Here is a 25,980-nt window from a genome sequence, read left to right on the forward strand (position 1 = left end):
AACATACAAGCAATGAAATTACGCTATATATATACGCTGCTTATTTTAATATCAGTATTTTGTTTTGCCCCGGCGGGTGCGCAAACCAGGCACAAGGCTAAGGGCAAAAAGCCTGCTGCCAAGGTTGTTGCTAAAAAGTCGGCTACTAAAAACCCTTCAGCTAAAGCCCCTGCGAAAAAAACTCTAAAAACGGCGGTAGTGCAAAAATCAGCGGCTAAATCATTAGGTGATGCGGCTGCGAAGAATACCGCGCCTGTTGATACCACTAATAAAAATAGCCTATCGGAGGAAATTGTAGTAACCACAGATTACAAGCCGGTGCTGGCTGATGCGGTAAAGATCCGCCGTAACCCTGACCTGGAAGATGCTACCCCGTATAAGGCCCCGCTAACTTATGTGCCTTTGGATGTAAGGTTAGAACAGAACAGTGATATAAGGCAACTGGATGCCATGAAAATGCCGCCTCAGCGCGACTCGATACCAAAAAATAATTTTGTACAAATTGGCCTGGGTAATTTAAAAACTACTTATGGCGAAGGCTATTTTGCTACCGGCCCAGACGAAGGCCTGCAGGCAGGCGGCTATGTAAAGCATTTGGCAGAACAGGGTAGCCTGTACAAGCAAAATGAAAGCAGTAACGAGGTTGGTATTTTTGGTAAAAGCGTAGGTACTACCAACTCGGTAAATGGCCGCATTGATTATAAATACAACAGTAACTATTTTTACGGTTTTGACCCCCTTACTTCCACATCCGAGATTGATCCGGGCAAACAGCATTTCAGCGTGTTGAGCGCTGAAGGTGACCTGGCTAAAAACTTTGCCGATGTGCCAAACGACTTTACTTATGCATTAAAATTAAAAGGCTATACTTATAGCGACGCTTATAATGCTCGGGAAAGCAACGTAGTATTATCAGGTTTTTTAAATGAAACCGTACAGCAGTTTTACGCGGGTGTTGCCGGTTCTCTTGATCTGACCACACAAAAAGATAGTCTTTACAATTACAATAACAGCTTGTTACGCATCAACCCTTACATTAAGTTCCAGGGTGATTTGTACAAGATCGATGCGGGGATAAACATTGTTGATCAGTTTGGTTTTTCCAATAGTTTTTACATTTTCCCGGCTGCCAAACTGGAGTTTTCGGTGGTCCCTAAATATGTCCGCTTATTTGTGGAAGCCAAGGGCGATGTAAATAAATCTACTTTGCTTGATTTTTCAACTATTAACCCTTTTATAGGGCAAAATATCGCTATCAAAAACTCGGTTGATAAACTGGACCTGAGCGCCGGTTTAAAAGGCACATTAGCGCCGGGTTTAAGTTTTAAAGCGTTCATATTCCGTTACAGCGTTAAATATATGCCATTGCTGGTAAGTAATTTTGGCCCAACCGGAAACAAGTTTGCGGTGGTATATGATAATGGTGATTCGCGCATTAACGGCTTAACGGGCGAGCTGGATTACAAGGCATCGGATGATGTGGATGTATTTGGCCGTGTTGAATTTAAGGATTACCAGATGGCACAACAAGCCCAGGCATGGAACCTGCCTAAGTTTAAATTAACCGCCGGTACAACCATTCACATTAACAATAAAGTTGATATCACAGGATCAATGTTGTTCCGTGGTACAGCCTATGATCTGCCTTATGCTGATGCGCTCATCCCAAATTCAAAAGTTGTGCCAACTACAATCAGTGCCTTTTTTGACTTGAGCGGTGGCGTTACTTATAAGGCTACTGACAAGATCAGCATATTTGTAAAAGCCAACAATATCCTCGACAGAACAAATGAAACCTGGCTATACTATCCTGATTATGGATTTAATATATTTGGCGGAGTTGGATATGCTTTTTAAGCTTTGTAATTTTTATAATTAAGCTTACTTTTAGCCAAATGGATATAGCCTATTATTTAAGCGAACTGCTGATGCAGCGTGGCGAGGTAAATGTACCCGGCCTGGGCTATTTTGCGCAGGTTAAGGTAGATGGTTATTATGATAATGTTGCAGGTAAGTTCTATCCGCCAAGCTCAAAGTTATCTTTTGACACACAGTATCATGATGATGATGTACTTTTGCAATACATCGCCAATAAAAAGAAAATATCCCTGGCCTCATCAAAGTATTTTACCGCCAAATACATTGATAATTTAAGGCTGGAAGCTATGCAAAAAGAAGTGCAGCTTGCGGATTTGGGCACTTTGCATTTTGAGGATACTAAGCTAACTTTTAAACAGGCGGCTGTTATGCCGGTAGATCCGGCATATTATGGTTATGAACCTATCGCCATTAATAAATTAGGCGGCACATCTTTTTACGAGCAATTAGAAAAAGAACAGAACGGGACAACTTACATTCCGCAGGCACGAAAACCGGAGCCTGTACAGGCACAAGCACCTATGCCAACCCGGCAAGCACAACCAACCACGGAACCAAAAGCAGAAGAGCAACCCGAAATATTTATCCCGCAGCCTACTTATAGCACACAACAAACCGTTGCTGATGAGGAGGAATTTATTTTTCATGGCAGAGGCTATGATGGTGAGCCAGAGGAAGAGGAAACAGAAAGAAATAATAGCTGGATATGGATAACCATAGTTGTTGTTGTAGTGCTTGGTATAATCGGGCTGTTTGCGCTGTATGAGTTTAAGCCGGGTGTTTTTGATCATCTGCACAGTACAAAACCAGCACCGCTTGAATTAAAAACACCTTTAAGGCACGACACAGTAAAAGTTACTGCACCATCTTTAAAAAGTCCGGATTCAGGAAAAAATACTATTAAAGTAGATACGGCAACGGCAGTTCATGTAGCACCGCCGATTGATATTACACCAGCATCTACAATTGATAGTTCAAAAGTACGTTTTGAAGTTATAGCGCTTAAAGCGAATAACATAGAGGAAGCAAATAGAGCAGTAAAAAATTATAACAGTATTGATATAAATGCACACATTGCGGCGGGCACAAAAGGAAGAAAATTTTTCGTGTCATTAGGTACATATTCTACTCACGCTGAAGCAATGGAGGCTATTAGTAAATTAGAGAAAACTGGAAAAGTACCGAAAGGCATTTGGCCATTACCAATCAATCCAAATAAAAAATGAGTTTATTACTACAGATAACAGATACCGCGCATAAATTAGCAGACACAGCAAATCATCTTTCACAAACAGGCACAACTGCCGCCGCTGGGGATACCCTTCGCTTCGGCGATCTATTAGTTAAGGGCGGTGTCATCATGATCCCGATCGGCATCCTTGCCGTTTTAGGTTTGGTTATCTTTTTTGAAAGATATTTCACCATCCGCAAAGCATCAAAAAGCGAAGCCAACTTGTTGATGCAGGTACGGTCAAGTATCCTTACCGGTCATTTGGAATCTGCAGTCGCTATCTGCAAAAACAGCAATTCGCCGCTGGGCCGTATGCTGCAAAAAGGTTTATTAAGGATCGGCCGCCCGATAAAAGATATCGAGGGTGCTATTGAAAATATCGGCAAGCTGGAAGTAGCTAAGCTGGAAAAAAATATCGGCATCCTGGGAATTATCGCGGGTATTGCGCCGATGTTTGGTTTCCTGGGTACGATATATGGCGTAATTAAGATATTTTATGACATCGCACAATCGGGAAACCTGAGTATCGGTGTTATATCAGGCGGTTTATATGTGAAGATGGTAACAGCCGCTGCCGGTTTGTTTGTGGGTATGGTTGCTTACATATTATACCATATTTTAAATATGATGGTTGATAAAGTGATCCTGAAACTGGAAACTGACGCCATTGAATTTATTGACCTGTTAGAGGAGCCGAGCAAATGAATTTAAGGAACCGGAAAAATAGGATAGCTGCCGAAGTACAAACCTCAGCAATGAACGATATCATGTTCTTTTTGCTGTTGTTTTTCCTGATCGCATCAACTATAACCAATCCTAACGTTATCAAGCTGTCGCTGCCAAAATCATCGACCAGCTTATCGGTAACCAAAAAAACGGTAAATGTTTCGGTTACCAAGGACCTGAAATATTACGTCGATAAAAAGGAAGTAAAAGTTGAGGACTTGCAAAACGCGATAGCTGCCTACAAATCATTGGCAACTGAAATAACCATAGTTTTGTATGCCGACAAAACCGTAGCCATACAGGACCTTGTTGTAGTAATGGATGCCGCTCAAAAATTGAATATTAAACTGGTACTGGCAACGGAACCGAAGTAAGTACATAGTATTTAGTATCAAGTATCAAGACAAAAAATACTTGCTACTTGATATTATTCACTTGATACTAAAATGGAATATAAAGAAGAAAATAATTATCCCAAAGCATTCGCGGCAACCGGTATTATACTGGCTGCTTTGATTGCTATGTGTTATTTTATTGCATTCCAAACGCCGCCAAAGCCGGATGAAGGTACCGGTGGTATCCTGGTAAACTATGGTACAACCGACCAGGGCATGGGTAATGATTATATGAGCGCTGAGCAACCATCGGTGGCCGAAAAGGCAAACCATACCCCACCTGATAAAGTTACGCCCGCGCCCCCAACCGAGCAAAAAACACAGGTTGATAACAGCGACAAAAAGATCGTCACCCAAAATAATGAAGACGCGCCTGCGGTGGCTGCTAACAGTAAAAAGTCAAGTCCTACCGTTGCTACACAGGCAACTAAAGCTGTGGCTAAACCCGTGGTAAATCAAAATGCTTTATACAAAGGCAAAACCAATAATGGCACGGGCGCCGGCGATGGCACTACGAATACTCCCGGCAACCAGGGCAAGCCAACAGGCAGTACTTTGACCAATAACTACAATGGTACAGGATCGGGTAATGGCGGCAACTTAGATCTGATCCAGCGTAGTTTTGTAACGCGCCCGGTGGTGACTGATGAAAAGCGCAGGACAGGTAAAATAGTGATCGACATTCATGTTGATAAAAATGGTAACGTAATTTATGCTCAGGCAGGCCGAGGCACAACCATGACCGATTATGACCTGATACAAAAATGCGAGGAAGCGGTTAGAAATTCCAAAATTAATGCGCTCGATACCGCCCCCGATACCCAGGAAGGCAGGGTGGTATTTGTATTTAAAGTGAATTGATATAATCTTTAGAACTTAGGACGGCAATGTATATTATTGATCTCAACTACATAGTCCCGCTTGAAGAATTAGACCAGCACATGGCCGAACATGTGAAGTACCTGAAAAAATACTACAAGAAAAACATCTTTATAGCATCAGGTAGGAAAGTGCCCCGCACAGGCGGCATTATATTGGCTTTAGCTGATTCAAGGGAAGAGTTAGATAAGATCATCAGTGAAGATCCTTTTTATAAGTTTGAATTGGCGGAATTTGATGTTACGCATTTCCAGACTTCACAATACCACCCGGATTTAGCAGGGTTGTTGAAATAACTCTCAACCATGACAATTTTATATCAGTTTTTCCAAAAATGATTATCTTTAATCATGGAACAATATAACGTACGTGTACACGACTATATTAAAAATGCCGCGCCTTTTGCTAAGCCGATATTGAACCATATTCGTGAAGTGGTGCATTCAGCATCACCATTAATTACCGAAACCATTAAATGGGGCATGCCATTTTTTGAGTACAAAGGTGCAATATGCCAGATGGCGGCCTTTAAACAACATTTAGCTTTTGGTTTCTGGAGGGCATCGCAGCTTGATGACCCGCAAGGTTTACTAAGAATAGGCGACGCCGCTGCCGGGAGCTTTGGTAGAATAAACTCACTCGCTGATCTTCCTTCTGATGAAGCCATAATTCATTTTGTGTTACAGGCAATGGCGAAGAATGAGTCGGGTATTAAAACTCCGGTAGTTAAAAAAGCGCCTGTAGAAAAGAAGGAATTGGCTGTGCCGGATTATTTTGAAGCCTTGTTGAATGAGCATCCAAAGGCTAAAGAAACATTTTATAAATTCAGTCCTTCTCACCGGAAGGAATATCTGCAATGGATCATCGAGGCCAAAACTGAGGCTACACGTCAAAAGCGTTTGGATACTACTATAGAGTGGCTAATTGAGGGGAAGTCGAGCAATTGGAAGTATAAATAAATATCATTTCAAATATGTCACCTAACCAAATACTATTATTTTTGCAGGCGATATGCTAAAACTTATCCTCCGGTTCCTTAAGCTTTTTGTGATCTTTTTCTTCGGCATCACAATCATTTGGGTGTTACTTTACCGCTTTATCAATCCTCCGGTTACTTTGTTGATGATCGAGCGTGGATTTGAGCGGAAATCCGATGGCAAGGACTGGAAGATAGACAAACAATGGGTGAATTTTGATGAAATATCCGACCCCATGAAACGTGCTGCAGTAGCCGCGGAAGACCAGCGTTTTTTGGATCATTTTGGATTTGATTTTAAGGCGATGGAAAAGGCTATCGATAAAAACAGCCATAGCCATAAACTAATTGGCGGCAGTACTATATCGCAGCAAACAGCAAAAAACGTTTTCCTTTGGCCGGGCCGGTCATATGTACGTAAGGCATTTGAAGCTTACTTTACGGTGCTCGAAGAACTTTTCTGGAGCAAAAAGCGCATCATGGAAGTTTATTTGAACGAGATTGAAATGGGGGATGGCGTTTATGGTGTTGAAGCTGCCGCTCAAACTTATTATCATAAGGATGCCAAGGATTTGGATAAGCATGAAGCCGCTGCCATCGCGTCAATTTTTCCCGACCCGCTGAAATGGTCGCCGACTAACCCGAGTAGTTATGTGCATCACAGGCAATACCTGATCCTGAAGAACATGCGCAGGCTTGGTCCGCTGGATTTTTAAGCGTAAAAGTTAATCGCTTCCAGTATTACTTCACAAGCGTTCCTGATCTCATCAGGCGTAATAATCAATGGCGGGGCAATCCTCATGGCATTGCTGCAATGCAAAAACCAATCAACGATGACGCCATTCTCAATACAGCGGTCTATTATTTTCTTGTTGAGGTCAAAGCTATCCAGTTCTACAGCCAGCATCAAACCCTTGCCACGAATTTCTTTAATAGCCGGGTGGACCAATAACGACCGGATCAGCGCTTCTTTTTCCGCTACCTGGTCATAAAGTTTTTCATCCAGCAGAACCTCCAGCGCAGCTAAACCAGCCGCGCAGCAAACCGGGTGCCCGCCAAAGGTGGTGATATGACCCAAAATAGGATTTTCCTTTAAGGCCGACATTACCTGGTGCGATGCTGCGAACGCACCAACCGGCATGCCGCCGCCTAATGCTTTGGCTAATAGTAAAATATCAGGTACAATATCAAAATGCTCAAAGCCGAATAATTTGCCGGTGCGGCCAAACGCGGCCTGGATCTCATCCAATATTAATAAGGTTTCGGTTTCTGTGCATTTTGCGCGTAAGGCCTGCATATATGCTATATCAGGCACACGGATGCCTGCTTCTCCCTGTACGGTTTCTATGATGACACAGGCAGTTTCCCCGGTAATCAGGCTAAGATCATCTATGTTGTTAAAACGGGTGAAATTAACGCCTGGTAATAATGGGCGATAAGCTTGCTTATATTCCTCGTTACCCATAACGCTTAAAGCGCCATGTGTGCTGCCGTGATAGGAGTTTTGGGAGGCGATGATCTGACTTCGGCCTGTATATCGTTTTGCTAATTTTAATGCGCCCTCTGCAGCTTCAGTACCCGAATTTGTGAAATATACCGATTGGAGATTTTCAGGAAATATAGAGATCAATTTCTCTGCGAATTTAACCTGCGGGGTTTGCACGTACTCGCCGTAAACCATCAGGTGCATGTATTTATCAACCTGCTCTTTTATGGCGGCTATAACTTTAGGGTTGCTATGGCCCAGGTTGCTTACGCCAATGCCCGAAATAAGGTCGGTATATGGCTTTCCATCCTCATCATACATAAATACTCCTTGGGCCCATTCAAATTCAAGCAGGAGCGGGAAATCAGTTGTTTGGGCATTGTTAGCTAAAAAAAGCTGGCGTAACGTTGGCATGTTGCAAAAGTAAGCATTAGCCGTAAGTGTTAGGTGATTTTATTGTAATAACAGGATAAATTATAATTAATATCCCGGTGCGAGCGGAACGCCTTGCTGATTATTACGCTCTGATAATTGCCTTACCAATTCATCGTTAAATTCTTTTTCACTTTTATAAAGTTCACTTACCTTGCCGGGTGGAAGCACTTTAAGAAAAGCATTATTGAATTTGATTTTTATCTGTACAATCTCGTTCTCGTACATCAATTCCCTGTTAACCTGCTCTTGCCCGTCGGCTGCGTAAGAGTTATTTTGGCGCTTTAATTTTCTAACATTAAACAGCTCCTGCTGGTATTCCTGGTATAAAGGAAAAAATTTCTCAGCTTGTTCCGGAGGTAGATTTAACCGGGTGCGGATATAATTTATTTTAACATTTTCAATTTTACGCTCAGGGTTTTGACGGGGTCTGTCGAAATAACGCTCACGCGGTGCAACACGAAATACCCGTACCTGCCCGAATGATTTACCAACGCATAATACGAGCAGCAGAAGAAATATATGCCTGGTTAACTTGTTCATTTAATTATTAGTATCATCATTATCCTGTAAAGCATCTATTAAATTGTTGGTGTTTACAGGTGCATTCTCATCAATTACGGTATGTTGCACATCGCTGGCATCAACATCCTCTTGCAAATAGCTTTGTATATCGCTTGTTGGAACGGTAGACAGTTGCTTATGTAAAAATGTGTTGGCATGCTCGGTTGGTGTAGTTGAATTAGTTATCAATAAACCTGTACCTACCATTACCATAAAACAAGCCGCCGCCGCATATTTAAAGGTATTAGTTTCGTACATACGCCTAACAATACCCTTGCTTTTACGCTTAACCATATCCTGGTTAACAGTTTTGTTTAATACGGCTTTGTTTAGCTTATCAAAGTAACCTTCAGGTACAGCAAAGCTTTCATTATCACTGATCGCTTCTTCAACTAAAATACGGGCATTAATCTGTTGCTCAAAATTTGCAAAATAATCCTGCGGAATAGCATGGCCATCGGCTTTGTTATTCACATAAGATTCAATATTAATACGGCTCTGTATATTGCTGCTTAACTCATCGAAATAATTTTGAGGTACACTGAATTCGTTTTCAGATTTCAACTCCTCCAAATTTATGCGGCTCTGAATATTGCTGCTTAATTCGTCGAAGTAATTTTGAGGTACACTAAAATTATGCTCCGATTTAAGCTCATCCAGGTTAATACGGCTTTGTATATTGCTGCTTAATTCATCAAAATAATCCTGGGGCACAGCAAAGCCATTCCCGGTTTTTAGTTCTTCTAAATTAATGCGGCTTTGTATATTATTGCTTAACTCGTTAAAGTAATTTTCGGGCACGACGAACCCCTCACCGGTTTTTAGCTCATCCAGCTTAATTGCCGAGATGACCTGCTTTGCCGATTCATCAAAATAGCCTGGTGGCACAGTAAACGGGTTTAAGGGGTTCACCTGTTTAAGTGACATGAATTCATCCAGCCATTCTCTATTTCCACTTTCGCTTTTCATATCGGTTGTTTGATGAAAATTAGGTGAAATGGTTTAATCTTATTTTAAATTAATCTTTTGATAATAAATAGGCCTCAATTTTCTTTACAGCGAGGTGAAAAGACGCCTTTAATGCCCCAACACTTGTACCCACCACATCGGATATTTCTTCGTATTTCATGTCCTCGTAGTACTTCATATTAAATACCAGTCGTTGTTTATCGGGTAGCGTAAGTATAGCTTCCTGTAATTTGCGCTGCGCCTTATCACCATCAAAATAGCTCGATGCCGCCAACGTATCACCCAGAGTAGAATCCACATCATCCAGCGAAACATTATTTTTAGCTTTTTTCTTGTTCAGAAAAGTGATGCACTCATTGGTAGCAATTCGGTACATCCAGGTGTACAATTGCGCGTCGGCGCGAAAGCCGGGCAGGTTTTTCCAAACCTTAACAAATACATCCTGCGCAATGTCATCGGCATCATCATGGTCTATCACCATGCGGCGTATATGCCAGTAAATTTTTTGCTGGTATTTTTTCAGCAGCAGGTTAAAAGCTTCGTTCCTGGTTTTTTCATCCTGGAATTTGCTTAAAATCTCTGCATCATCAACAATAGGTACCGACATATAATATTTTTATGTATTAAATAAGTATCACGCCTCTTTTGTTTGAAGCCACACCTTACGAAAGTAATTATTATTACTTATGATGTGCAAATTTATTTGGTGGAGATACCTTAACTTAGATTTTAAATCTAAAAGATGAAAAGAATAACACTGGTGTTTTTTTTATTACTTCCATTTTGCTCTCGAGCACAAGGAGTCTTTTTGGGGAAATCGAAAGATGAAATAAATGCCTATTTTAAAAGTCTTGGAGTTCCGATTCTAAGAAATAAAATAAACGTCTTGTATGGATTGCTATTTTCTGATTGTTATGCATCAAATAATAATGAACAAATTTGCTTTGGCTATAACGAAAATAAGATTTGTGTAGAAATCATTGAATCGATGAAGTTATCTCTTATCGATTCATTAAGAAATAATTTCAATGATATCTATATAAAAAGGAGTGGGGAAACATTTTCAACCGATGTTTGGGCAGATAAAAAAAATACCTTTAAAGTTCATTTAGAGGCTGTGAAGTTAATAGGTATAGTTTACTTAGATTACTTGCCAGTAGATAAACCTTATGTAATACATTAAGGTTTACCCTGTTGGTTCAAGTTTAACGAAACATAACTTGAACCAACAATATAGCAAGCACCCTGCTTGCAAGACTATCGAATTAACTAAAAGCTAAACATAAAATGTCGAAGTTAAACTTTGCTAACTTCTACCAGTGTTCAAAAAAAGAAAACCTACCCAATCAAATCCAGCACTTGCTGAGAAGCGTTCTTCGTATCCACCTTCTCAATCACCTGCTTTATGATCCCATCGGCATCAATTATAAAGGTAGTGCGCGCGGTACCCATATACTTTTTGCCGTACATATTCTTCTCCGCCCAAACGCCGTAGGCTTCGTTAATGCTTTTATCCTCATCGGCAATAAGCGGGAAGGGCAGGCTGTATTTGGTTTCGAACTTTTTATGCGATTTGGAATCATCTGTACTCACACCCACCACCTCATAACCTTTACCAATCAACGACTGATAATTATCCCTGAAATCACAAGCCTCGGCAGTGCAGCCCGGGGTGTCATCTTTCGGGTAGAAATATAATATCACCGTTTTGCCTTTAAAGTTTGCCAATGAAACTTCTTCGCCATTCTGATCTTTCGAAGTAAAATCCGGGGCTTTATCGCCTGCTTTAAGTGTTGTTGCCATGGTTAATTATTTATAAAAATCTGCTTTAAATGTAGCTATATTATCTTTCTGGTCGGTAACATCCAGTTTAAAAGAGTGCTTACCGTGCGGGGTATCATCATCAAAGGTATAACTAAGCACCCTCGTTTTAAAATCCCACTTCATCAAAACCCATTGTCCGTCAACATAACCCATATAACTTTTTATGCCCGACAGGTTATCGCTTATTCGCAACTCAATAGCCTTTTTAACAGCCATATTCGCACCATTGCTAATGTTTACCGGTATTATTCGTGGCGCTTCGGTATCCAGCCTTATATAATAACTACCGAAACCTTTTGCCTTGGCTTTTACAAACCCATTGTCGTAGTCGCCTACAATACATTCGCCATCCGCGTTTACAATAACGGCTTTATCGGCACGCCATCCGGGCGTCGTAGTATCAGGTTTTATCCAAAGGTCGTAGGTGTCGTTTACTGGGTCATAGCGGTCGCCTAACTGGTAAGTATCCGAATATGCTCCGGGCTTTTTAGGCTGGTCAGCAAAAGTAAAGTTCATACTGTCATATAAATTGCCTGCGGCTATGCTCACCTTAACCTTGTCGTTGCTAAACTGGTTGTCTTTATCATAAGGGAAATAAGTGCCCGGCATTTTGAATAGCTCAACCGTGTGGATGGTTTTGCTGTGCGATCTTAATTTTAGATTAAGGGTTGAGGTATTTCCTGCGATATCCTTTACCACATATTGTACATCATGCAATGAATCATCACTAAAAGTAACCACTCCACGGTTGATAGATTGCGGGTAAAGCGTGATCTTACTCCCCGGCAGGATAAAGCATTTTTGTATGAAGCGATGCGCGTTTAAAAACTCAGGGTAGTCAATAAAAGCATTAATAGCATGTGTCTGGTCAAATGCGAAACGCTCCGCGGCAAAAGTAAACACGGTTTTGCCATCAACTTTTACCTGAATAGAATACACGCCGTTATGGCTGCCCGAAGTATTATTCATATCATCTGCCGTAATACCAAAGCCCACATTACCGCTTACGTCAATAACCGAAGGATTTACTAAACGGTAATGCCCGGCCGAACCCACCACGCCCAAAAACTGGCGTTGTGTACGCTCGCTAAACGGCCCGTCGTTAAAACGGTATATGCAAGCCGTGCCTAACACCGGGGGGATATGATCGGTTACTGTTAAGCCAAAAAGCTGCGGGTTGATAGTTTGTTCGGTTTCGGTATCGCGAATTTCAAAATGTACATGTGGCCCCGCAACCGCGCCGGTATGGCCCGACAAGGCAATAACTTGTCCTTTGGTAACCGGCACCTGCATCGGCAACAAGTTAAAATCAACCATATCTGTTTTTTGCTGTACCTGGTAATCATGCACCAGTTTAGCCAGCTCGGGGCTAAAGCTTTCCAGGTGGCCGTAAACTGTAGTAAACCCATTAGGGTGGGTAATGTAAACCGCGTTGCCAAAACCACCAAACTGAACCTTTAAACGGGATACAAAACCATCGGCAGCGGCATGCACCGGGTAGCCGTCGCGCTGGTTGGTCCTGAAATCGAGCCCGGCATGAAAATGGTTTGGCCTCAGTTCGCCGAATGAACCGGCTGTGCTTGGGGGCAGGTCAAGCGGGTAGCGAAAATAGTCTTTTGGGTACTGGCGCGTTTGCACCACATCCTGGGCAAAAACTAATGAACCTAAACTTAAAAATAACAGGGCAGAAGTAAGAAACTTATAGATCATTCTTACTTAACATAAAAGTCAAGTAATTTGTTGCCTCTTAAATATCCTTCCAGGTGGTCGCCAACGTTTACCCTGCTTACACCTTCGGGTGTGCCTGTGTAGATCAGGTCGCCTTTTTTTAGAGTGATGTATTGCGATATAAATGCGATCACTTTCTCAAACGAGAAGATCAGGTCCTTGGTATTACCAACCTGGCGGGTTTCGCCGTTAATATCTAACTTGAAATCAATATTGTACAGGTCTTCAAAATCAGCTTTCGGTATAAAATTGCTGATAGGCGCAGAGCCGTCAAATGATTTAGCCAGTTCCCATGGCAGGCCTTTTTCTTTATGCTTATTCTGGATGTCGCGGGCGGTAAAGTCAATGCCGATACCGATCTCGTCAAAATAATTACCTGCAAATTTCTCACTGATGTGTTTGCCTTCTTTACAAACTTTCAGCACCAGCTCTATCTCGTGGTGTACATCCTGCGAAAATTCAGGATGGTAAAAGGGTTTGTTGTCTTTTAAAAGCGCGGTATCCGGCTTCATAAATATTACAGGAACGGTAGGCAGTGGGTTATTCAGCTCTTTAGCATGCTCCGCGTAGTTGCGGCCAATGGCGATGATTTTCATAATGCTAAATTAAGAAAATGTATGAACCTTGATTGAAGGGATTAAAGGATTTTCCTGATAATTTGAATTCGAAATCGAAAATACAGAATCAAAAATTAATAGATGCTGATTCTTTTAATAACAGATTCTGTTCCGGCAACTATCCTAATGAAATAAAATCCGCGGGAAAGTTTGTTACTGCTTACCATATAAGTAAATTTTTGCTCACCAAGATCAACACGTTGCTGAAAAATGGTGGCAATATCATTACCCAGTACGTCCATTATTTTTATGCTCACGTTGGAGTTACGCGATAAGTTATATTTTAAATTGATCTGGTCGGTTGCAGGGTTTGGATAAACGTCAACATCGCTTAACAGCTTATCATCGGGCGTATGGTTTACTGTAAATTTAACATATGAAGTAACGCCTGGCTTAACTGGCGGCAACGAGAACGGCAGGCCATTTTTAAGATATGATTGCCTGGCTTTTGTTTTTTTACTGTGCAGGTAAATGGTATCCTTAATAAGCGGATGAGCATAAGCAAAAGCAAAATTCATGAACACCGCAATCGCGATGCATATCTTCCATGAAAAGCCTTTAGTATAAATTAGCCTCATCCTTATTAATCCTGTACAAAAGTATAAATATTGCGCTCATCATTGTTATAAACAATTGCGCAAAACATTCTTTTTAACAATTTTTAACACACATGTGTTTTGTAAATGTTACATCGTATACGTAACGGAAAACAAAAAGGGTGTTAACCGAAAAAATATTTATTTTTACAATTTAATTTATATCTGTGTCCAGTCATAAAGATCTGCAAAAACTGTCAGCTGCCGGGCTGCTCATAAGTTTAGGAATTATTTACGGCGATATCGGAACTTCCCCTTTGTATGTGTTTTCAGCCATAGTTGGGGCGCAAAAAATATCTGAAACCCTGGTACTGGGCGGTGTATCCCTCGTCATTTGGACGCTTACATTACAAACCACTATAAAATATGTATTGATCACCCTGCAAGCTGATAATAAAGGCGAAGGCGGCATATTCTCATTATTTTCGCTGGTAAGGCGCAAAGCTAAATGGTTAATTATACCGGCAGTTGTGGGTGGCTGCGCTTTGCTGGCCGATGGTATCATTACCCCGCCAATTTCCATTTCATCGGCTGTTGAAGGACTTGAACCACTTTACCCGCATATACATACGATACCTATTGTAATCGTCATTTTAGGAGCACTTTTTCTTATTCAAAAGTTTGGTACTTCGCTGGTTGGAAAAGCATTTGGGCCAATTATGTTTGTATGGTTTAGCATGATGGGGGTATTGGGCGTAAGTTATATTATACAAATGCCCGAGATATTTAAAGCTATTAATCCTTATTATGGGATTGATTTGCTGATAACGGAACCGCATGCCTTTGTAATTTTAGGTGCAGTGTTTTTATGTACCACAGGTGCCGAAGCCCTGTACTCTGATCTTGGACACTGCGGCCGGTCAAATATCCGCACCAGTTGGATGTTTGTTAAAGCGTGCCTTATATTGAATTATTTAGGGCAGGCGGTATGGCTTTTACAACATAACGGGCAGGTAATGGACCTGAATAAATTAAACCCGTTTTACCAGATGATGCCGGGATGGTTCCTGATCTTTGGCATAGGCATAGCCACCATAGCTGCAATTATTGCCAGCCAGGCGCTTATTTCCGGATCATTTACATTGATAGCTGAAGCGGTACGACTTAATTTATGGCCAAAAGTGAGGATAAATTACCCGTCAGATCAAAAAGGGCAGCTGTATGTACCAAGTGTTAACTGGCTGCTTTGCGCCGGCTGTATGGGAGTGGTATTATTATTTAAGCATTCCGACAGGATGCAGGCGGCTTATGGCCTAAGCATCACCGTTGCCATGTTGATGACTACCATTTTAGTATCAAAGTTCCTGAGAAAAAGGAAATACCCGGATTGGGTGGTAAACATGTTCTTGGCTGTTTACATCACTATTGAAACTACTTTTTTAGCCAGTAACCTATTTAAATTTGTACATGGCGGCTGGTTTACGCTAAGTGTTGGTACCATATTGTTTTCAGTAATGTGGACCTGGTTCTCGGCACGCAGAATACGTAACCGTTACGTTAAATTTATTGATATTGAGGATTATTTCGGTATTATTAAAGAACTTAGCGATGATGAAAGCGTACCTAAATATGCATCTCAACTGGTTTACCTGACCAACGCTAATTTTGATTCGGAAATTGAATCAAAGATCATTTACTCCATACTGCAAAAGCAACCCAAGCGTGCCGACGTTTATTGGCTGGTACACGTTGATGTAGTGGATGAACCCTATAAACGTGAATATGAAGTTGATTTTTTAGTGCCGAATAAACTCATCAGGGTTGATTTTAAACTTGGGTTTAGGGTGGAACAACAAATAAGCCTGTTATTTAGGAAAGTTGTAGAAGAGCTGGTTAAAAATGGCGAAGTTGACATCACCAGTAAATATACTTCGTTAAACAAGCACAAAATAGTAGGTGATTTTCGTTTTGTAGTGATAGAGAAGGTTATTTCAAAGTCGCATAATTTATCGCTTTATGAAAGCGCCTTGATGGCTTATTATTCTGTACTTAAAAAACTAAGCTTATCAGAAGAACGGGGGTTTGGCCTTGATTTGAGTTTTGTTACTGTCGAAAAGGTACCTTTAATGCTGGCGTCGCCGGAAACTGTTGAACTTGACCGTATCAAATAGAAAGCAACTGTGTTAAGTTAATATTAACAATTCAATTTTACTACAGATTTTTGAGTGATATTAGTATCATTAACTCTACCGTTTTTGAAAAAGATTATACTCGCCTTATTTTGTTTTACGTATTTTTCAGCCAGTGGGCAGGTGAAAATATTCCCGGACACCACTAAAAAAAACATTGGGGATACGATTAAAAAAGATCTTTTTACAGCTCCTGATAGTGTTAAAAAGTTGCATAGCAATCCGTTATCGTTTATTCCACCAGCAGTTGCCATAACTTATGGAGCTTTATCATTTGTGGTTCACCCAATTCGCCGCGTCGATTATTTCATCTACAGCGAAACACAAAAAACTAATCCCAACTTCCATAGTACAGCAGAGAGTTATTTTGAATTTGCTCCTATAGCTATGGTTTACGGGCTTGATTTCGCGGGTGTTGCCGGAAAAAATACATTTATTGATCAAACCGCATTGCTCGGCTTATCTGCAGGCATATTTGGAATTTCAGGCTATGTTACCAAATACGCAACACATCGCTTAAGGCCAAACAAGGCAGATAATTTATCTTTTCCATCTGCGCACACCGGTACCGCTTTTCTAAGCGCTGAGTTTTTGGCGCAGGAATATTCAGAAAAATCACCAATCTATACGGTTATTGGTTATACGATTGCTGTTACCACCGGTGTTTTTAGAATGTATAATCGCGACCATTGGTTTAGTGATGTTGTTGCCGGAGCGGGATTTGGTGTGCTGTCAACCAAAGCGGCTTACCTTGTTTATCCATACCTGCGTAATAAGCTAACGCACAAAGGCAAAGGTGGAAAAAGTACCATGGTAATGCCTACGTATCAAAACGGCGCGCCGGGCTTATCGTTTGCAGCGCAGTTTTAACTACTTGTATTTTAATTTGTAGATCAATATCACACTGGCAAATATCAGCGTAATGGTATTGGCTACGGCTACAGGCAAGCTGGGTTCCATTATACCGTATATCATCCAAAGCAAAGTTCCCGCAGTAAAAAAGCAATACATGGGTAATGATATGCCGGAGGTATCTTTGGTGCGGATAGTTTTAACAGCCTGTGGTAAAAACGAAACAGTAGTGCCGAAGGCCGCCAAATATCCGATGATGGTTACCATGTTCATGTTGTTTTGCTTTTCTTAACTAATATAAAGTAAGAGGATGCGATTAAGTATGCTGCCAAAAAGCCTAAACATCCGGCAACAATCCCATCTAAAATTAATACTAGGGTACTATGGTCGGGCATTAATACGCTAACAGCGATAATTGATAATACACCCGCTACAGCGCCAAACCGCAGCGATGTTGTATGGGCAGGTGAGGCTTCTTTGCCTAAGGAACTATGAGTGTATCCATAGCTAACGTATATTACCAGCCCAATAACAAGCCATCCAAGGAAACGTATCCAGTTATCGTAACCAAGCTGTGTCATTAAATAAAAGCAGCTTAAAAGCCCTAAAACGGGTATTAGTGAAAGGTTTTTAACGAATGCTAATACCGTAAGCGCCGCAGATAATATGATGAACAGGAAGAATGGAAAATTTTCATGTGCATTATCACCTGAGAACAAGGCGATCATCGGTTTCCAAAAAAATATCGTCCCGATAATAAACAGTACCGGTGCAATAAACTTAGCGTTGATGTATGGCAGGTGAAATTTTCCTGCCACAGCTGCTTCGCGCGGAATCAACAATACACCACCGCAAACCAGCACGAAGGCAAACAGTGTGCCTATACTTGTTAAGTCGGTTACCTCGGTTAAATTCATGAATAGTGCCGGTATCGCCACCACAAAGCCGGTAACAATTGTCGCGAATGACGGCGTATGAAACTTAGGGTGGATGCGTGAAAATACCTTAGGCAACAAACCATCCCGGCTCATGCTCATCCATATACGCGGCTGCCCAAGCTGGAAGATCAGCAGTACACTCGCTGTTGCAATAACAGCGCTAAACGATATAACGCCACCAATGCCCGGTAAATGTACCTTATTAAACACATAAGCTAATGGATCGCCTACGGCCAAATCCTTGTAGCTCACCATTCCGGTTAATACAAGGGCAATTAGCACGTATAGAACAGTGCAAATAATTAATGAATAGATCATCCCGCGAGGCAGGTCACGCTGCGGGTTTTCACATTCTTCGGCAGTGGTTGATATAGCATCAAAGCCAATATAAGCAAAGAATACGCCGGAAACACCTTTCATCACCCCGCTAAAGCCGTTCGGCATAAAAGGGTGCCAGTTGGCAGGTGTGATATAGAAGAATCCAATAGCGATAACGGCTAATACAATAGCTATTTTTAAGATAACCATGCCGTTTGTTGCCCTTTTAGTTTCGCGGATACCGATATAAACCAGGTAGGTAATAATAATTACGATAAGCAGGGCAGGGGTATTGGCTATCAGTTTAAAGCCGCCAATGCCGGGAGCAGTATTCCAGGCCATTGCACCTGCTTTTATATCATCAGTTATTGCAGCTAAATTATGGGCAGCGGTTAGTTTCACCATTTGGGTATGCGCCGTAAATGCCGAAAAGTAATCTGTTATCAGGTACTTGGGCATATGGATATGGCAAAGCTCCAGCAAATTTACAAAATAGGTGCTCCATGATATCGCTACAGCTATGTTGCCTATCGCGTATTCCATTAACAGATCCCATCCGATGATCCAGGCGATCAATTCGCCAAAAGAAGCATAGGCATAAGTATACGCGCTACCCGCAACCGGTATACGCGAAGCAAATTCAGCGTAGCAAAGCGCTGAAAATCCGCAGGTAATAGCTGTGATGACAAATAATATAGTAACTCCGGGGCCCCCATCAAATGAGGCTTCGCCGATGGTTGAGAAAATACCTGCGCCAACTACGGCGGCTATACCCATCAGGGTAAGATCTTTTACGTTTAATGCTTTGGTAAGGTGATTGCCTGAATGTTCGCTGTCGCTAAGGCCGCTGGCCACATCGGCCATTATTTTATCGATTGATTTTTTACGGAATATACTATTCGACATAAATTAAATATGGGTTCGGTCAATGGTTTCAAACATAATCATTTTTTTGCAGGCAATAAGTATATGCTTATTTTGCACCCATGAATATAGGCATAAAAGATGTATTGTATAAAATAAGGTGGTTTTTTGTGCCTTATCTGGTTGTTTTGATCGTATGCTTGCTTATAAAAATCACATTTTCACGCGAGGAAATCTACTTCGCAGTTAACACCCGTAATTTTTCCTTTGGTGATTTTATAGCACCGTATTTAACCGACCTGGGCAACTTCTGGACGGTGATAGTATTGTCGGCCATATTGGTGATATTTAGCTACTCCAAAGCCTTTTTAATGCTGTTATTAAATACCATCAGTGCGCTTGTAGCGCAAATTGTGAAACATGTTTTTGATGCCCCAAGGCCTAAACTTTATTTTCAAAGCCAGTTAGCGCATATTCATTTTGTAAAGGGGGTAGATATGCTGATGCTGCACAGCTTTCCATCGGGCCACACAACCACTGCATTTACAACTGCTGTTTTAATTACCTATTGGTGCAGAAATAAATTTTTTGGGTTCCCGCTATTGCTTTTGGCGATGTGCGTGGGCTATTCACGTATGTATTTAAGCGAACATTTTTTTGAGGATGTGACAGCAGGATCAGTATTAGGTGTAATTACAACGGTTTGCTTAATTACATGGCTGGCAAACGCTAAATTTCTGAACTCTCCGAAGTGGGATAGGGGGCTGATCAGCAAAAATTAATCAGTAATATCCTCATCATCATATTTCTTTTTACGGTTGATTGCCATGTAAACGGTAGCCAGTATAAAAATGATCCCGCCGATGTAGATCAGTGCCTGTGATATTCCGAATGATCCCATATAGTTACTACTGTTAATTTGAAATTATGTTTTACTAATATCCTTATAAAAATAAAAAGGAGCTCACATTTGAGCTCCTTTTTATTTTTATAATTTATCCATTTCGCCTTTCACAAATTCGGCGAGTTCTTTTACATAACCCGCGCTAAAATCAAATTTGATACCGGCGGTTTCGTAAATTTCCTTTATAGTTTTGGTATAGCCTAATTTTAAGGCATCCAGGTATTGTTGCAATCCTTTTTCAGGGTTTTCGTTGTAATTTTTCCATACCGCGATAGCGCCTAACTGGGCCATGCCGTACTCTATGTAATAGAACGGCACTTCAAAAATATGCAGTTGTTTTTGCCATAGGTTAGCTTCGGCTTCCTCCAAACCGCTCCAATCCGCAAAACCTGCACCGAATGGCTCATATATTTTGATCCAGGCTTCAGTACGTTCGGCATCAGTATGATCAGGGTTGGTGTATATCCAATGCTGAAATTGGTCGACCACGGCCACCCACGGCAATGTTTTTAATACGTCAAACAATTGATCGCGTTTGGCGCGTTTCAGATCTTCTTCATTATCAAAATAAACATTCCAGTTATCCATCGAGATCAGCTCCATGCTCATGGATGCCAATTCGGCAACTTCAGATGGGCAGTGTTTAAAGTCGTTTAGTTCTAAATCAGCAGTAAGGAATGTATGAACGGCATGGCCACCTTCGTGAACCATCGTAGTCAGATCGCGGAAGGTATTAGCCGAATTCATAAAGATAAATGGCGCGCCGGTTTCCGACAAGGGATAGTTGTAACCACCCGGTGCCTTGCCTTTGCGGCTTTCCACATCGAACAAACCATTATCCTTCATTATTTCCAAGCGCTCACCCAAATAGCTATTGATATTACGGAAACACTGGATAGATTTTTCGATCAACTCCGCGCCGCTGTTAAATGGTTTTAAAGCAGGTTTGCCTGATACATCAACATCAAGGTCCCATGGGCGAAGTGTATCTAAACCTAAAGCTGCTTTGCGTTTGTCAGCTTGTTCTTTCAATATAGGTACGATCTCCTTTTCAATCGCTTCATGAAAAGCATAGCAATCCTGTGGCGTATAATCAAACCGGCCCAATGCCTGGAACATATAGTCGCGGAAATTCTCGAAGCCAGCATTCAAAGCCACTTTATGGCGAAGCACACGCAGGTGATCGAACAGTTCGTTTAATTTATCCTTATCCTGCAGGCGGCGGATCGTTATCTTTTCCCAAACTTCCCGGCGTTTGGCGCGGTCGGTACCTTTTAAGAAAACTGCAGCTTGCTCCAAGGTAAATTCCTTGCCATCTATCTCTACCGATAATGCTCCGCTGATGCCCTGGTATTTTTGCTGCTCAACCTGGATCTCTGTTTGGATTGGGATATTTTCTTCCCTGAACAATTCCAATGATTTTTTTACGCCACGCAGGTAGATGAAAAACTTCTCTTCATCTAACTCGTCAACGTATGGACTGGCAACCAGCTTTTTGTTTAGCTCATTGCTGTAAGGTGCGATCTTTGGTTCGATCTCAGTAGCGAAATATTGAAATTTTTCAAGTAATTCCTCGTTAGCAGTATCACAGGTCATGCGGATATAGCGCCAGGCAAAATCTTCTTCAATAGCTGCCTCCAGTTCGCTGCGGTCTTTTAACCAATGCTCTAATTCTTCGGCAGAATTGATGGGGCGGTCGCAAAGTTCTTTAAAAAGTGGTTCCAGTGCTTCCCATTTCATATCAAGGTCGGCAGGGATATATGTTCTTGTTTTTTTGTGGATCATGGTTTTATAATATGCAGATGTGCAAATATGCAGATTAATGACCAAGAGCCAAATATGATAAACAGATTTTATACTTTATTGTACGTTGTTTGTGAGGACACAAATAACTGATAATGATTTCTGTGTCCGCACAGGGAACTATCCAGCTTTATACAAAGTTTTAGACATGTGCCTGATCCCATCCTCATAAGTTGTTGGCTTAAAATTAAATGCTTTTTCAAACTTATCAGAGTTGAAATTATAGTCGTGGTCGTACTGGTAATACATTTCTACAACACCTGCTACCACCTTATTGAATAGCCCAAATACCCACAGCATAAATTTATTAATGCGCATATATTTTGGTTTTACCTGGTAAATATTTGCAGCCAAATTGATGAATTCTTTTCCTGTGATCGGGGCAGCGGTAGGGGCGTGCCATATTTGGTTATCGCTTTGCGGGTTTTGGCCTAACAGGAATATTGCTTTACCGCAATCAGGTATATAAGTATAGTTGTGCAACATCCTCGGGTCGCCAACCCATTGTGCAGTTTGCTTGTGCGCATATTTGTCGAGCAGCATCATATCAAAGGTGCTATTTTGGGAATCGGTACCGTAAAAATCAGGTGCGCGTAAAATGCTGGCTTGTATATTCCCGGCTTTTACTTCAGCCATTAAGTGGTCGGCTATTTTTGCGCGGATCTTTCCTTTTTCGCTAACGGGTTTGTAGGGCGTTTCCTCGGTCATTGGTCCTTTAACCAAGCCATACATGTAAACATTATCAAAAAATATCAAGCGGGCATTAGCAGCCTTTGTTGCATTGATAACATTTTGGATGATAACAGGCCATTGCTGTGCCCATATTTTAGCATCGTAAACCAGGCCCGCACATAAATAGATAACTGTTGAGCCTTTAGTGGCTTCCAAAACCTCATTATAATTTAACAAGTCGGTTTTTTGCCATGTGAGTTTTTTACCGGTTATTTTTACAGGCCTGCGACTTGCCAGCCTAATGGTTTCGTTATGGTTTAATAACTCTTGTGTTAGCGCGTTTGCTACCGGTCCGCCGGCTCCTAATATCGTATGCATGATCTTTTCGTTTTGTTATAACAAAGGTATCCCACTATTGATAGTCAAAACGTTAACAAAAGATAAGAAATTGAGGGTGAGTTATTTTGCTATAGGTTCCAGGATACGCTTGCGTATCCGCGACAACGAAACCGGCGTAATACCCAGGAAATTAGCTATGTAATGTTGCGGCATGCGATGTATAATGTCCTTGCCGTTTTGTGTTTGTAGTAATTGAAGGTATCTTTCTTCCGGCGATTGAGTCACGAATGAATTCATTCTGTCCTCGGTGCAGCATAAATAATGCTCGGCAATGAGCCTGCCGAAACGTTCCATTTTATAAGCCAGGAGTGGATGGGCCAGCATCTGATGCCAGGCTTTATAAGTAATGTTGATCAGCCGGGTTTCTTCCAACGCCTGGATATAGGTAATGGTTAGCGTTTGGGTTGTGAAGCTTTTATAAGAGCTGGCAAAGTCTTCCTCAAAGCTGAAATAGTTGGTGATATCCTCGCCATTAACAATATGATAATAACGAACCGAGCCGGTAACTACAAAGCCAATTTTGTCGCAAACGGTATCTGCGGTAGCAAAATGCTGTTTCTTTTTTAGTTTGGTGAACGTTAGGTGCTTGATGAATTCCTGCCATTCTTCGTCATTAAATTCAACGTATTGAATTATAGCGTTCCTGAAGATAGTTAATGCTGTGGCGGTATCCATATACAAATATGGTTATTTAATTGTGTTGTGCCTAGAATCAGCTTTGCAATTGAATATTTGAACGCTTTTTTTATTTATAATCAGTTAGTTATATCGTCGTTTTATAAGGTTGTTCATTTTATGCATATTTTCTAAACAGGAAATAATGAACACGGTGAACGGCGATAAATTTAAGACAAATTTTCACCGTAATTTATGATAATGTTTTAGTAAACAGATTTAGCGTATTTATATCATCAGGTATTTTCATTCCAATCAGCTCTGAAATGTAATGGAACTGTCATGCGAAAATTAGAATTTAAAATTTAAAATCTAACTTATGATTAAATATTACTTAGTGTTTAAATTACACATGGTTTGATTTATTAGGTTTAGACAGAAATAGCCTAGTTTATATAGCGAATAACCTATTTCGTACAACGAAAAACCATGTCTGAACAGTTATAGGATCAAAAAAACAATAAAAACCCCTGTTACATTCTTTTCGTTAATATTGCCAAATAAAATATTTTAACACCCTCATTATTAAATATTAAAAAGACAAATGAAAAAGAAAGTTATCCTGTTAAGTGTATTTACATTGTTCGCATTACCAATTTTTGCTCAAAACATTTTTACAGCTGTACAAACGAATGATATCCCTGGTATCCGTTTTTTATTAGCCAATGGCGCTAACATCAATGCCCGCAACGCCCAGGGCGAAACACCACTTATTGTTGCTGTTGAAAACGGCCAGTTACGCGTTGCTAAACTTTTATTGGAATTAGATGCTAAGATTGATATGAAAGACAAAGCGGGTAATACTGCGTTAATTGAAGCCGTAAATACAAATAATTTAGAGTTGGTAAAATTCCTTGTTAACCGTGGCGCCAATGTTAGTATTACTGATAAGAAACACATGACAGCCTTAGATATTGCTAAACAAGCTTCTAATGCAGATATATTGAATTTACTAAATTCAAACAGCTAATAATTACTGTTAATTTTTTAAGTTATATAGAGCCGGTATTCATTTTTGAATACCGGCTTTTTTGTTGATAATTATTACAATTCAGGTCTTAATTCATATTTCACCGAACAATCTTACTGCTACATGGTTTAAATTATACTAAATTTATTTAACCATGAGTACAGATAACAGCAAGAATCACGCAGTACAATATGACCACTTTGGCCATATTGATGTATTAAATATTGTATCGTTACCAATACCATCACCCAAAGCAGGTGAAGTTTTGGTAAAAGTAAAAACCGCAGGCATTAATCCTGGCGAAGCATCAATAAGGGAAGGTAAGTTGCAACAGCAATTCCCGTCAACTTTTCCATCCGGACAGGGTACCGACTTTGCAGGTATAGTTGAAACTACCGGAGATGGTATAACTGATTTTAAAGCTGGCGACGAAGTTATCGGCTTCAGCAACAACCGTAACAGCCAGGCAGAATATGTGGTTGTTAAAGCAGATCAATTAGTGCCACGCCCGCCAAAAGTGTCATGGGAGCAGGCCGGCGGATTATTTGTTGCAGGAACAACCGCTTATGCAGCTGTAAGGGCAGTAAATTTAAAAGCCGGCGATACTGTTATTATATCAGGTGCCGCTGGAGGAGTAGGTTCATTAGCAGTACAGATAGCGAAAAAGCAAGGCGCGAAAGTAATTGGAATTGCCAGTGAGCACAACCATGAATGGTTGAAAAAACACGGAATTGTTCCTGTTAATTACGAGGGGAATATTGAACAGAATTTAAAGACAGCCCTGAACGGTGCTAAAGCGGACGCATTTATTGATACAGCAGGTAAGGGCTATGTGGACATAGCCGTACAAATGGGTATTCCTGCTGACAGGATAAATACCATTATTGATTTTGAAGCTGTTGAAAAATATAAAATTAAGGCTGAAGGTAGCGCTGCCGCATCTACAGCAGAAGTATTAAGTGAATTAGCTCAAATGGTAAATGATGGTGAACTGGAAATACCCGTTGCCAAAACTTATCCGCTCAAACATGTTAAGGAAGCTTATCAGGAACTCGAAAAGCACCATACACACGGTAAAATTGTATTGATCGCTTCGGCAAATTAAAACAAGAAGCCCCCGATATGATCGGGGGCTTCTTAAATATATTTAAGTTA

At 40.9% G+C, this 25,980-nt stretch carries 28 protein-coding genes; 14 read left to right on the plus strand and 14 right to left on the minus strand.

Annotated features, from left to right (window positions below):
• The first annotated feature begins 12 nt into the window (after positions 1–12).
• The 8 genes from ACYZ0U_RS07110 (at position 13) to mtgA (ending at position 6,801) form a co-directional block, all read left to right on the plus strand.
• Positions 13–1,857 (plus strand): hypothetical protein, encoded by a 1,845-nt coding sequence (locus ACYZ0U_RS07110; protein ID WP_461451284.1) that lies wholly within the window; start codon positions 13–15, stop codon positions 1,855–1,857.
• Between the two features lie 38 nt (positions 1,858–1,895).
• Positions 1,896–3,104 carry an HU domain-containing protein gene (locus ACYZ0U_RS07115; RefSeq protein WP_461451286.1) on the plus strand — a complete coding sequence of 403 codons (1,209 nt, stop codon included), beginning with the start codon at positions 1,896–1,898 and terminating at the stop codon, positions 3,102–3,104.
• Positions 3,101–3,814: a MotA/TolQ/ExbB proton channel family protein gene (locus ACYZ0U_RS07120; RefSeq protein WP_461451288.1), complete on the plus strand. Its 714-nt coding sequence runs from the start codon at positions 3,101–3,103 to the stop codon at positions 3,812–3,814. The genes ACYZ0U_RS07115 and ACYZ0U_RS07120 overlap by 4 nt, the downstream gene beginning before the upstream one ends.
• The gene (locus tag ACYZ0U_RS07125) at positions 3,811–4,209 is read left to right on the plus strand and encodes an ExbD/TolR family protein (protein WP_461451290.1); all 399 of its coding nucleotides are present in this window, start codon (positions 3,811–3,813) and stop codon (positions 4,207–4,209) included. Before ACYZ0U_RS07120 ends, ACYZ0U_RS07125 begins: the two co-directional genes overlap by 4 nt.
• A 72-nt stretch (positions 4,210–4,281) precedes the next feature.
• Positions 4,282–5,091 (plus strand): energy transducer TonB, encoded by an 810-nt coding sequence (locus ACYZ0U_RS07130; RefSeq protein ID WP_461451292.1) that lies wholly within the window; start codon positions 4,282–4,284, stop codon positions 5,089–5,091.
• Positions 5,092–5,117: 26 nt separating this feature from the next.
• The gene (locus ACYZ0U_RS07135; RefSeq protein ID WP_461451294.1) at positions 5,118–5,405 is read left to right on the plus strand and encodes a YciI family protein; all 288 of its coding nucleotides are present in this window, start codon (positions 5,118–5,120) and stop codon (positions 5,403–5,405) included.
• 54 nt (positions 5,406–5,459) lie between these two features.
• Positions 5,460–6,068 carry a YdeI/OmpD-associated family protein gene (locus tag ACYZ0U_RS07140; protein WP_461451296.1) on the plus strand — a complete coding sequence of 203 codons (609 nt, stop codon included), beginning with the start codon at positions 5,460–5,462 and terminating at the stop codon, positions 6,066–6,068.
• 52 nt (positions 6,069–6,120) lie between these two features.
• Complete coding sequence (gene mtgA / locus ACYZ0U_RS07145) at positions 6,121–6,801, plus strand: monofunctional biosynthetic peptidoglycan transglycosylase (RefSeq protein ID WP_461451298.1); 681 nt, start codon at positions 6,121–6,123, stop codon at positions 6,799–6,801.
• Here the strand turns inward: mtgA and ACYZ0U_RS07150 are convergent.
• The 4 genes from ACYZ0U_RS07150 to ACYZ0U_RS07165 all read right to left on the minus strand — a co-directional run bounded on the left by ACYZ0U_RS07150 (position 6,798) and on the right by ACYZ0U_RS07165 (position 10,143).
• Entirely contained in the window at positions 6,798–7,985 is a 1,188-nt protein-coding gene (locus ACYZ0U_RS07150; RefSeq protein WP_461451300.1) for an aspartate aminotransferase family protein, read from the minus strand. The two genes, mtgA and ACYZ0U_RS07150, sit on opposite strands and share 4 nt — an antisense overlap.
• 66 nt (positions 7,986–8,051) lie before the next feature.
• Positions 8,052–8,546, minus strand: a complete 495-nt coding sequence (locus tag ACYZ0U_RS07155) for a hypothetical protein (protein ID WP_461451302.1) — start codon at positions 8,544–8,546, stop codon at positions 8,052–8,054.
• Positions 8,547–9,536, minus strand: a complete 990-nt coding sequence (locus ACYZ0U_RS07160) for a hypothetical protein (RefSeq protein ID WP_461451304.1) — start codon at positions 9,534–9,536, stop codon at positions 8,547–8,549.
• A 49-nt stretch (positions 9,537–9,585) separates the two neighbouring features.
• Positions 9,586–10,143, minus strand: a complete 558-nt coding sequence (locus ACYZ0U_RS07165; RefSeq protein WP_461451306.1) for an RNA polymerase sigma factor — start codon at positions 10,141–10,143, stop codon at positions 9,586–9,588.
• A 135-nt stretch (positions 10,144–10,278) separates the two neighbouring features.
• On the opposite strand from ACYZ0U_RS07165, the gene ACYZ0U_RS07170 reads away from it, so the two are divergent.
• A complete protein-coding gene (locus tag ACYZ0U_RS07170; RefSeq protein ID WP_461451308.1) occupies positions 10,279–10,719 on the plus strand; it encodes a hypothetical protein in 441 nt (146 codons plus the stop codon).
• Between the two features lie 155 nt (positions 10,720–10,874).
• On the opposite strand, the gene bcp is transcribed toward ACYZ0U_RS07170, so the two are convergent.
• The 4 genes from bcp to ACYZ0U_RS07190 all read right to left on the minus strand — a co-directional run bounded on the left by bcp (position 10,875) and on the right by ACYZ0U_RS07190 (position 14,283).
• A complete protein-coding gene (gene bcp / locus ACYZ0U_RS07175; RefSeq protein ID WP_461451310.1) occupies positions 10,875–11,339 on the minus strand; it encodes a thioredoxin-dependent thiol peroxidase in 465 nt (154 codons plus the stop codon).
• Positions 11,340–11,345: 6 nt separating this feature from the next.
• On the minus strand, positions 11,346–13,070 hold the full coding sequence (locus ACYZ0U_RS07180; protein WP_461451312.1) for a M23 family metallopeptidase: 1,725 nt from the start codon (positions 13,068–13,070) through the stop codon (positions 11,346–11,348).
• Between the two features lie 2 nt (positions 13,071–13,072).
• Complete coding sequence (locus ACYZ0U_RS07185; RefSeq protein ID WP_461451314.1) at positions 13,073–13,684, minus strand: fumarylacetoacetate hydrolase family protein; 612 nt, start codon at positions 13,682–13,684, stop codon at positions 13,073–13,075.
• Positions 13,685–13,779: 95 nt separating this feature from the next.
• Positions 13,780–14,283 carry a T9SS type A sorting domain-containing protein gene (locus ACYZ0U_RS07190; RefSeq protein ID WP_461451316.1) on the minus strand — a complete coding sequence of 168 codons (504 nt, stop codon included), beginning with the start codon at positions 14,281–14,283 and terminating at the stop codon, positions 13,780–13,782.
• Positions 14,284–14,468: 185 nt separating this feature from the next.
• Between ACYZ0U_RS07190 and ACYZ0U_RS07195 the strand changes: the two genes are divergently transcribed.
• Both ACYZ0U_RS07195 and ACYZ0U_RS07200 read left to right on the plus strand, forming a co-directional pair.
• A complete protein-coding gene (locus ACYZ0U_RS07195; protein ID WP_461451318.1) occupies positions 14,469–16,412 on the plus strand; it encodes a KUP/HAK/KT family potassium transporter in 1,944 nt (647 codons plus the stop codon).
• 84 nt (positions 16,413–16,496) lie between these two features.
• Positions 16,497–17,300, plus strand: a complete 804-nt coding sequence (locus ACYZ0U_RS07200; RefSeq protein WP_461451320.1) for a phosphatase PAP2 family protein — start codon at positions 16,497–16,499, stop codon at positions 17,298–17,300.
• On the opposite strand, the gene ACYZ0U_RS07205 is transcribed toward ACYZ0U_RS07200, so the two are convergent.
• Together ACYZ0U_RS07205 and ACYZ0U_RS07210 are read right to left on the minus strand one after the other, a co-directional pair.
• Positions 17,301–17,555: a SemiSWEET transporter gene (locus tag ACYZ0U_RS07205; RefSeq protein ID WP_461451322.1), complete on the minus strand. Its 255-nt coding sequence runs from the start codon at positions 17,553–17,555 to the stop codon at positions 17,301–17,303.
• Positions 17,552–19,444, minus strand: coding sequence for an amino acid permease (locus tag ACYZ0U_RS07210; protein WP_461451324.1), 1,893 nt, complete (start codon positions 19,442–19,444; stop codon positions 17,552–17,554). The genes ACYZ0U_RS07205 and ACYZ0U_RS07210 overlap by 4 nt, the downstream gene beginning before the upstream one ends.
• Positions 19,445–19,524: 80 nt before the next feature.
• On the opposite strand from ACYZ0U_RS07210, the gene ACYZ0U_RS07215 reads away from it, so the two are divergent.
• Positions 19,525–20,184 (plus strand): phosphatase PAP2 family protein, encoded by a 660-nt coding sequence (locus ACYZ0U_RS07215; RefSeq protein ID WP_461451326.1) that lies wholly within the window; start codon positions 19,525–19,527, stop codon positions 20,182–20,184.
• Here ACYZ0U_RS07215 and ACYZ0U_RS07220 read toward each other — a convergent pair.
• The 4 genes from ACYZ0U_RS07220 to ACYZ0U_RS07235 form a co-directional block, all read right to left on the minus strand.
• Entirely contained in the window at positions 20,181–20,303 is a 123-nt protein-coding gene (locus ACYZ0U_RS07220; RefSeq protein ID WP_461451328.1) for a hypothetical protein, read from the minus strand. The genes ACYZ0U_RS07215 and ACYZ0U_RS07220 overlap by 4 nt on opposite strands.
• A gap of 87 nt (positions 20,304–20,390) precedes the next feature.
• Positions 20,391–22,091, minus strand: coding sequence for a M3 family oligoendopeptidase (locus ACYZ0U_RS07225; RefSeq protein WP_461451330.1), 1,701 nt, complete (start codon positions 22,089–22,091; stop codon positions 20,391–20,393).
• Positions 22,092–22,229: 138 nt separating this feature from the next.
• Complete coding sequence (locus tag ACYZ0U_RS07230; protein WP_461451332.1) at positions 22,230–23,159, minus strand: NAD-dependent epimerase/dehydratase family protein; 930 nt, start codon at positions 23,157–23,159, stop codon at positions 22,230–22,232.
• An 81-nt stretch (positions 23,160–23,240) separates the two neighbouring features.
• On the minus strand, positions 23,241–23,855 hold the full coding sequence (locus ACYZ0U_RS07235; protein ID WP_461451334.1) for a Crp/Fnr family transcriptional regulator: 615 nt from the start codon (positions 23,853–23,855) through the stop codon (positions 23,241–23,243).
• Positions 23,856–24,399: 544 nt separating this feature from the next.
• Here ACYZ0U_RS07235 and ACYZ0U_RS07240 point away from each other — a divergent pair.
• Positions 24,400–24,825, plus strand: a complete 426-nt coding sequence (locus tag ACYZ0U_RS07240) for an ankyrin repeat domain-containing protein (protein WP_461451336.1) — start codon at positions 24,400–24,402, stop codon at positions 24,823–24,825.
• 154 nt (positions 24,826–24,979) lie between these two features.
• On the plus strand, positions 24,980–25,930 hold the full coding sequence (locus ACYZ0U_RS07245; RefSeq protein ID WP_461451338.1) for an NADP-dependent oxidoreductase: 951 nt from the start codon (positions 24,980–24,982) through the stop codon (positions 25,928–25,930).
• The last annotated feature ends 50 nt before the right edge of the window (positions 25,931–25,980 follow it).

It is taken from the genome of Mucilaginibacter sp. (assembly GCF_965225845.1).
Taxonomy (GTDB): domain Bacteria; phylum Bacteroidota; class Bacteroidia; order Sphingobacteriales; family Sphingobacteriaceae; genus Mucilaginibacter.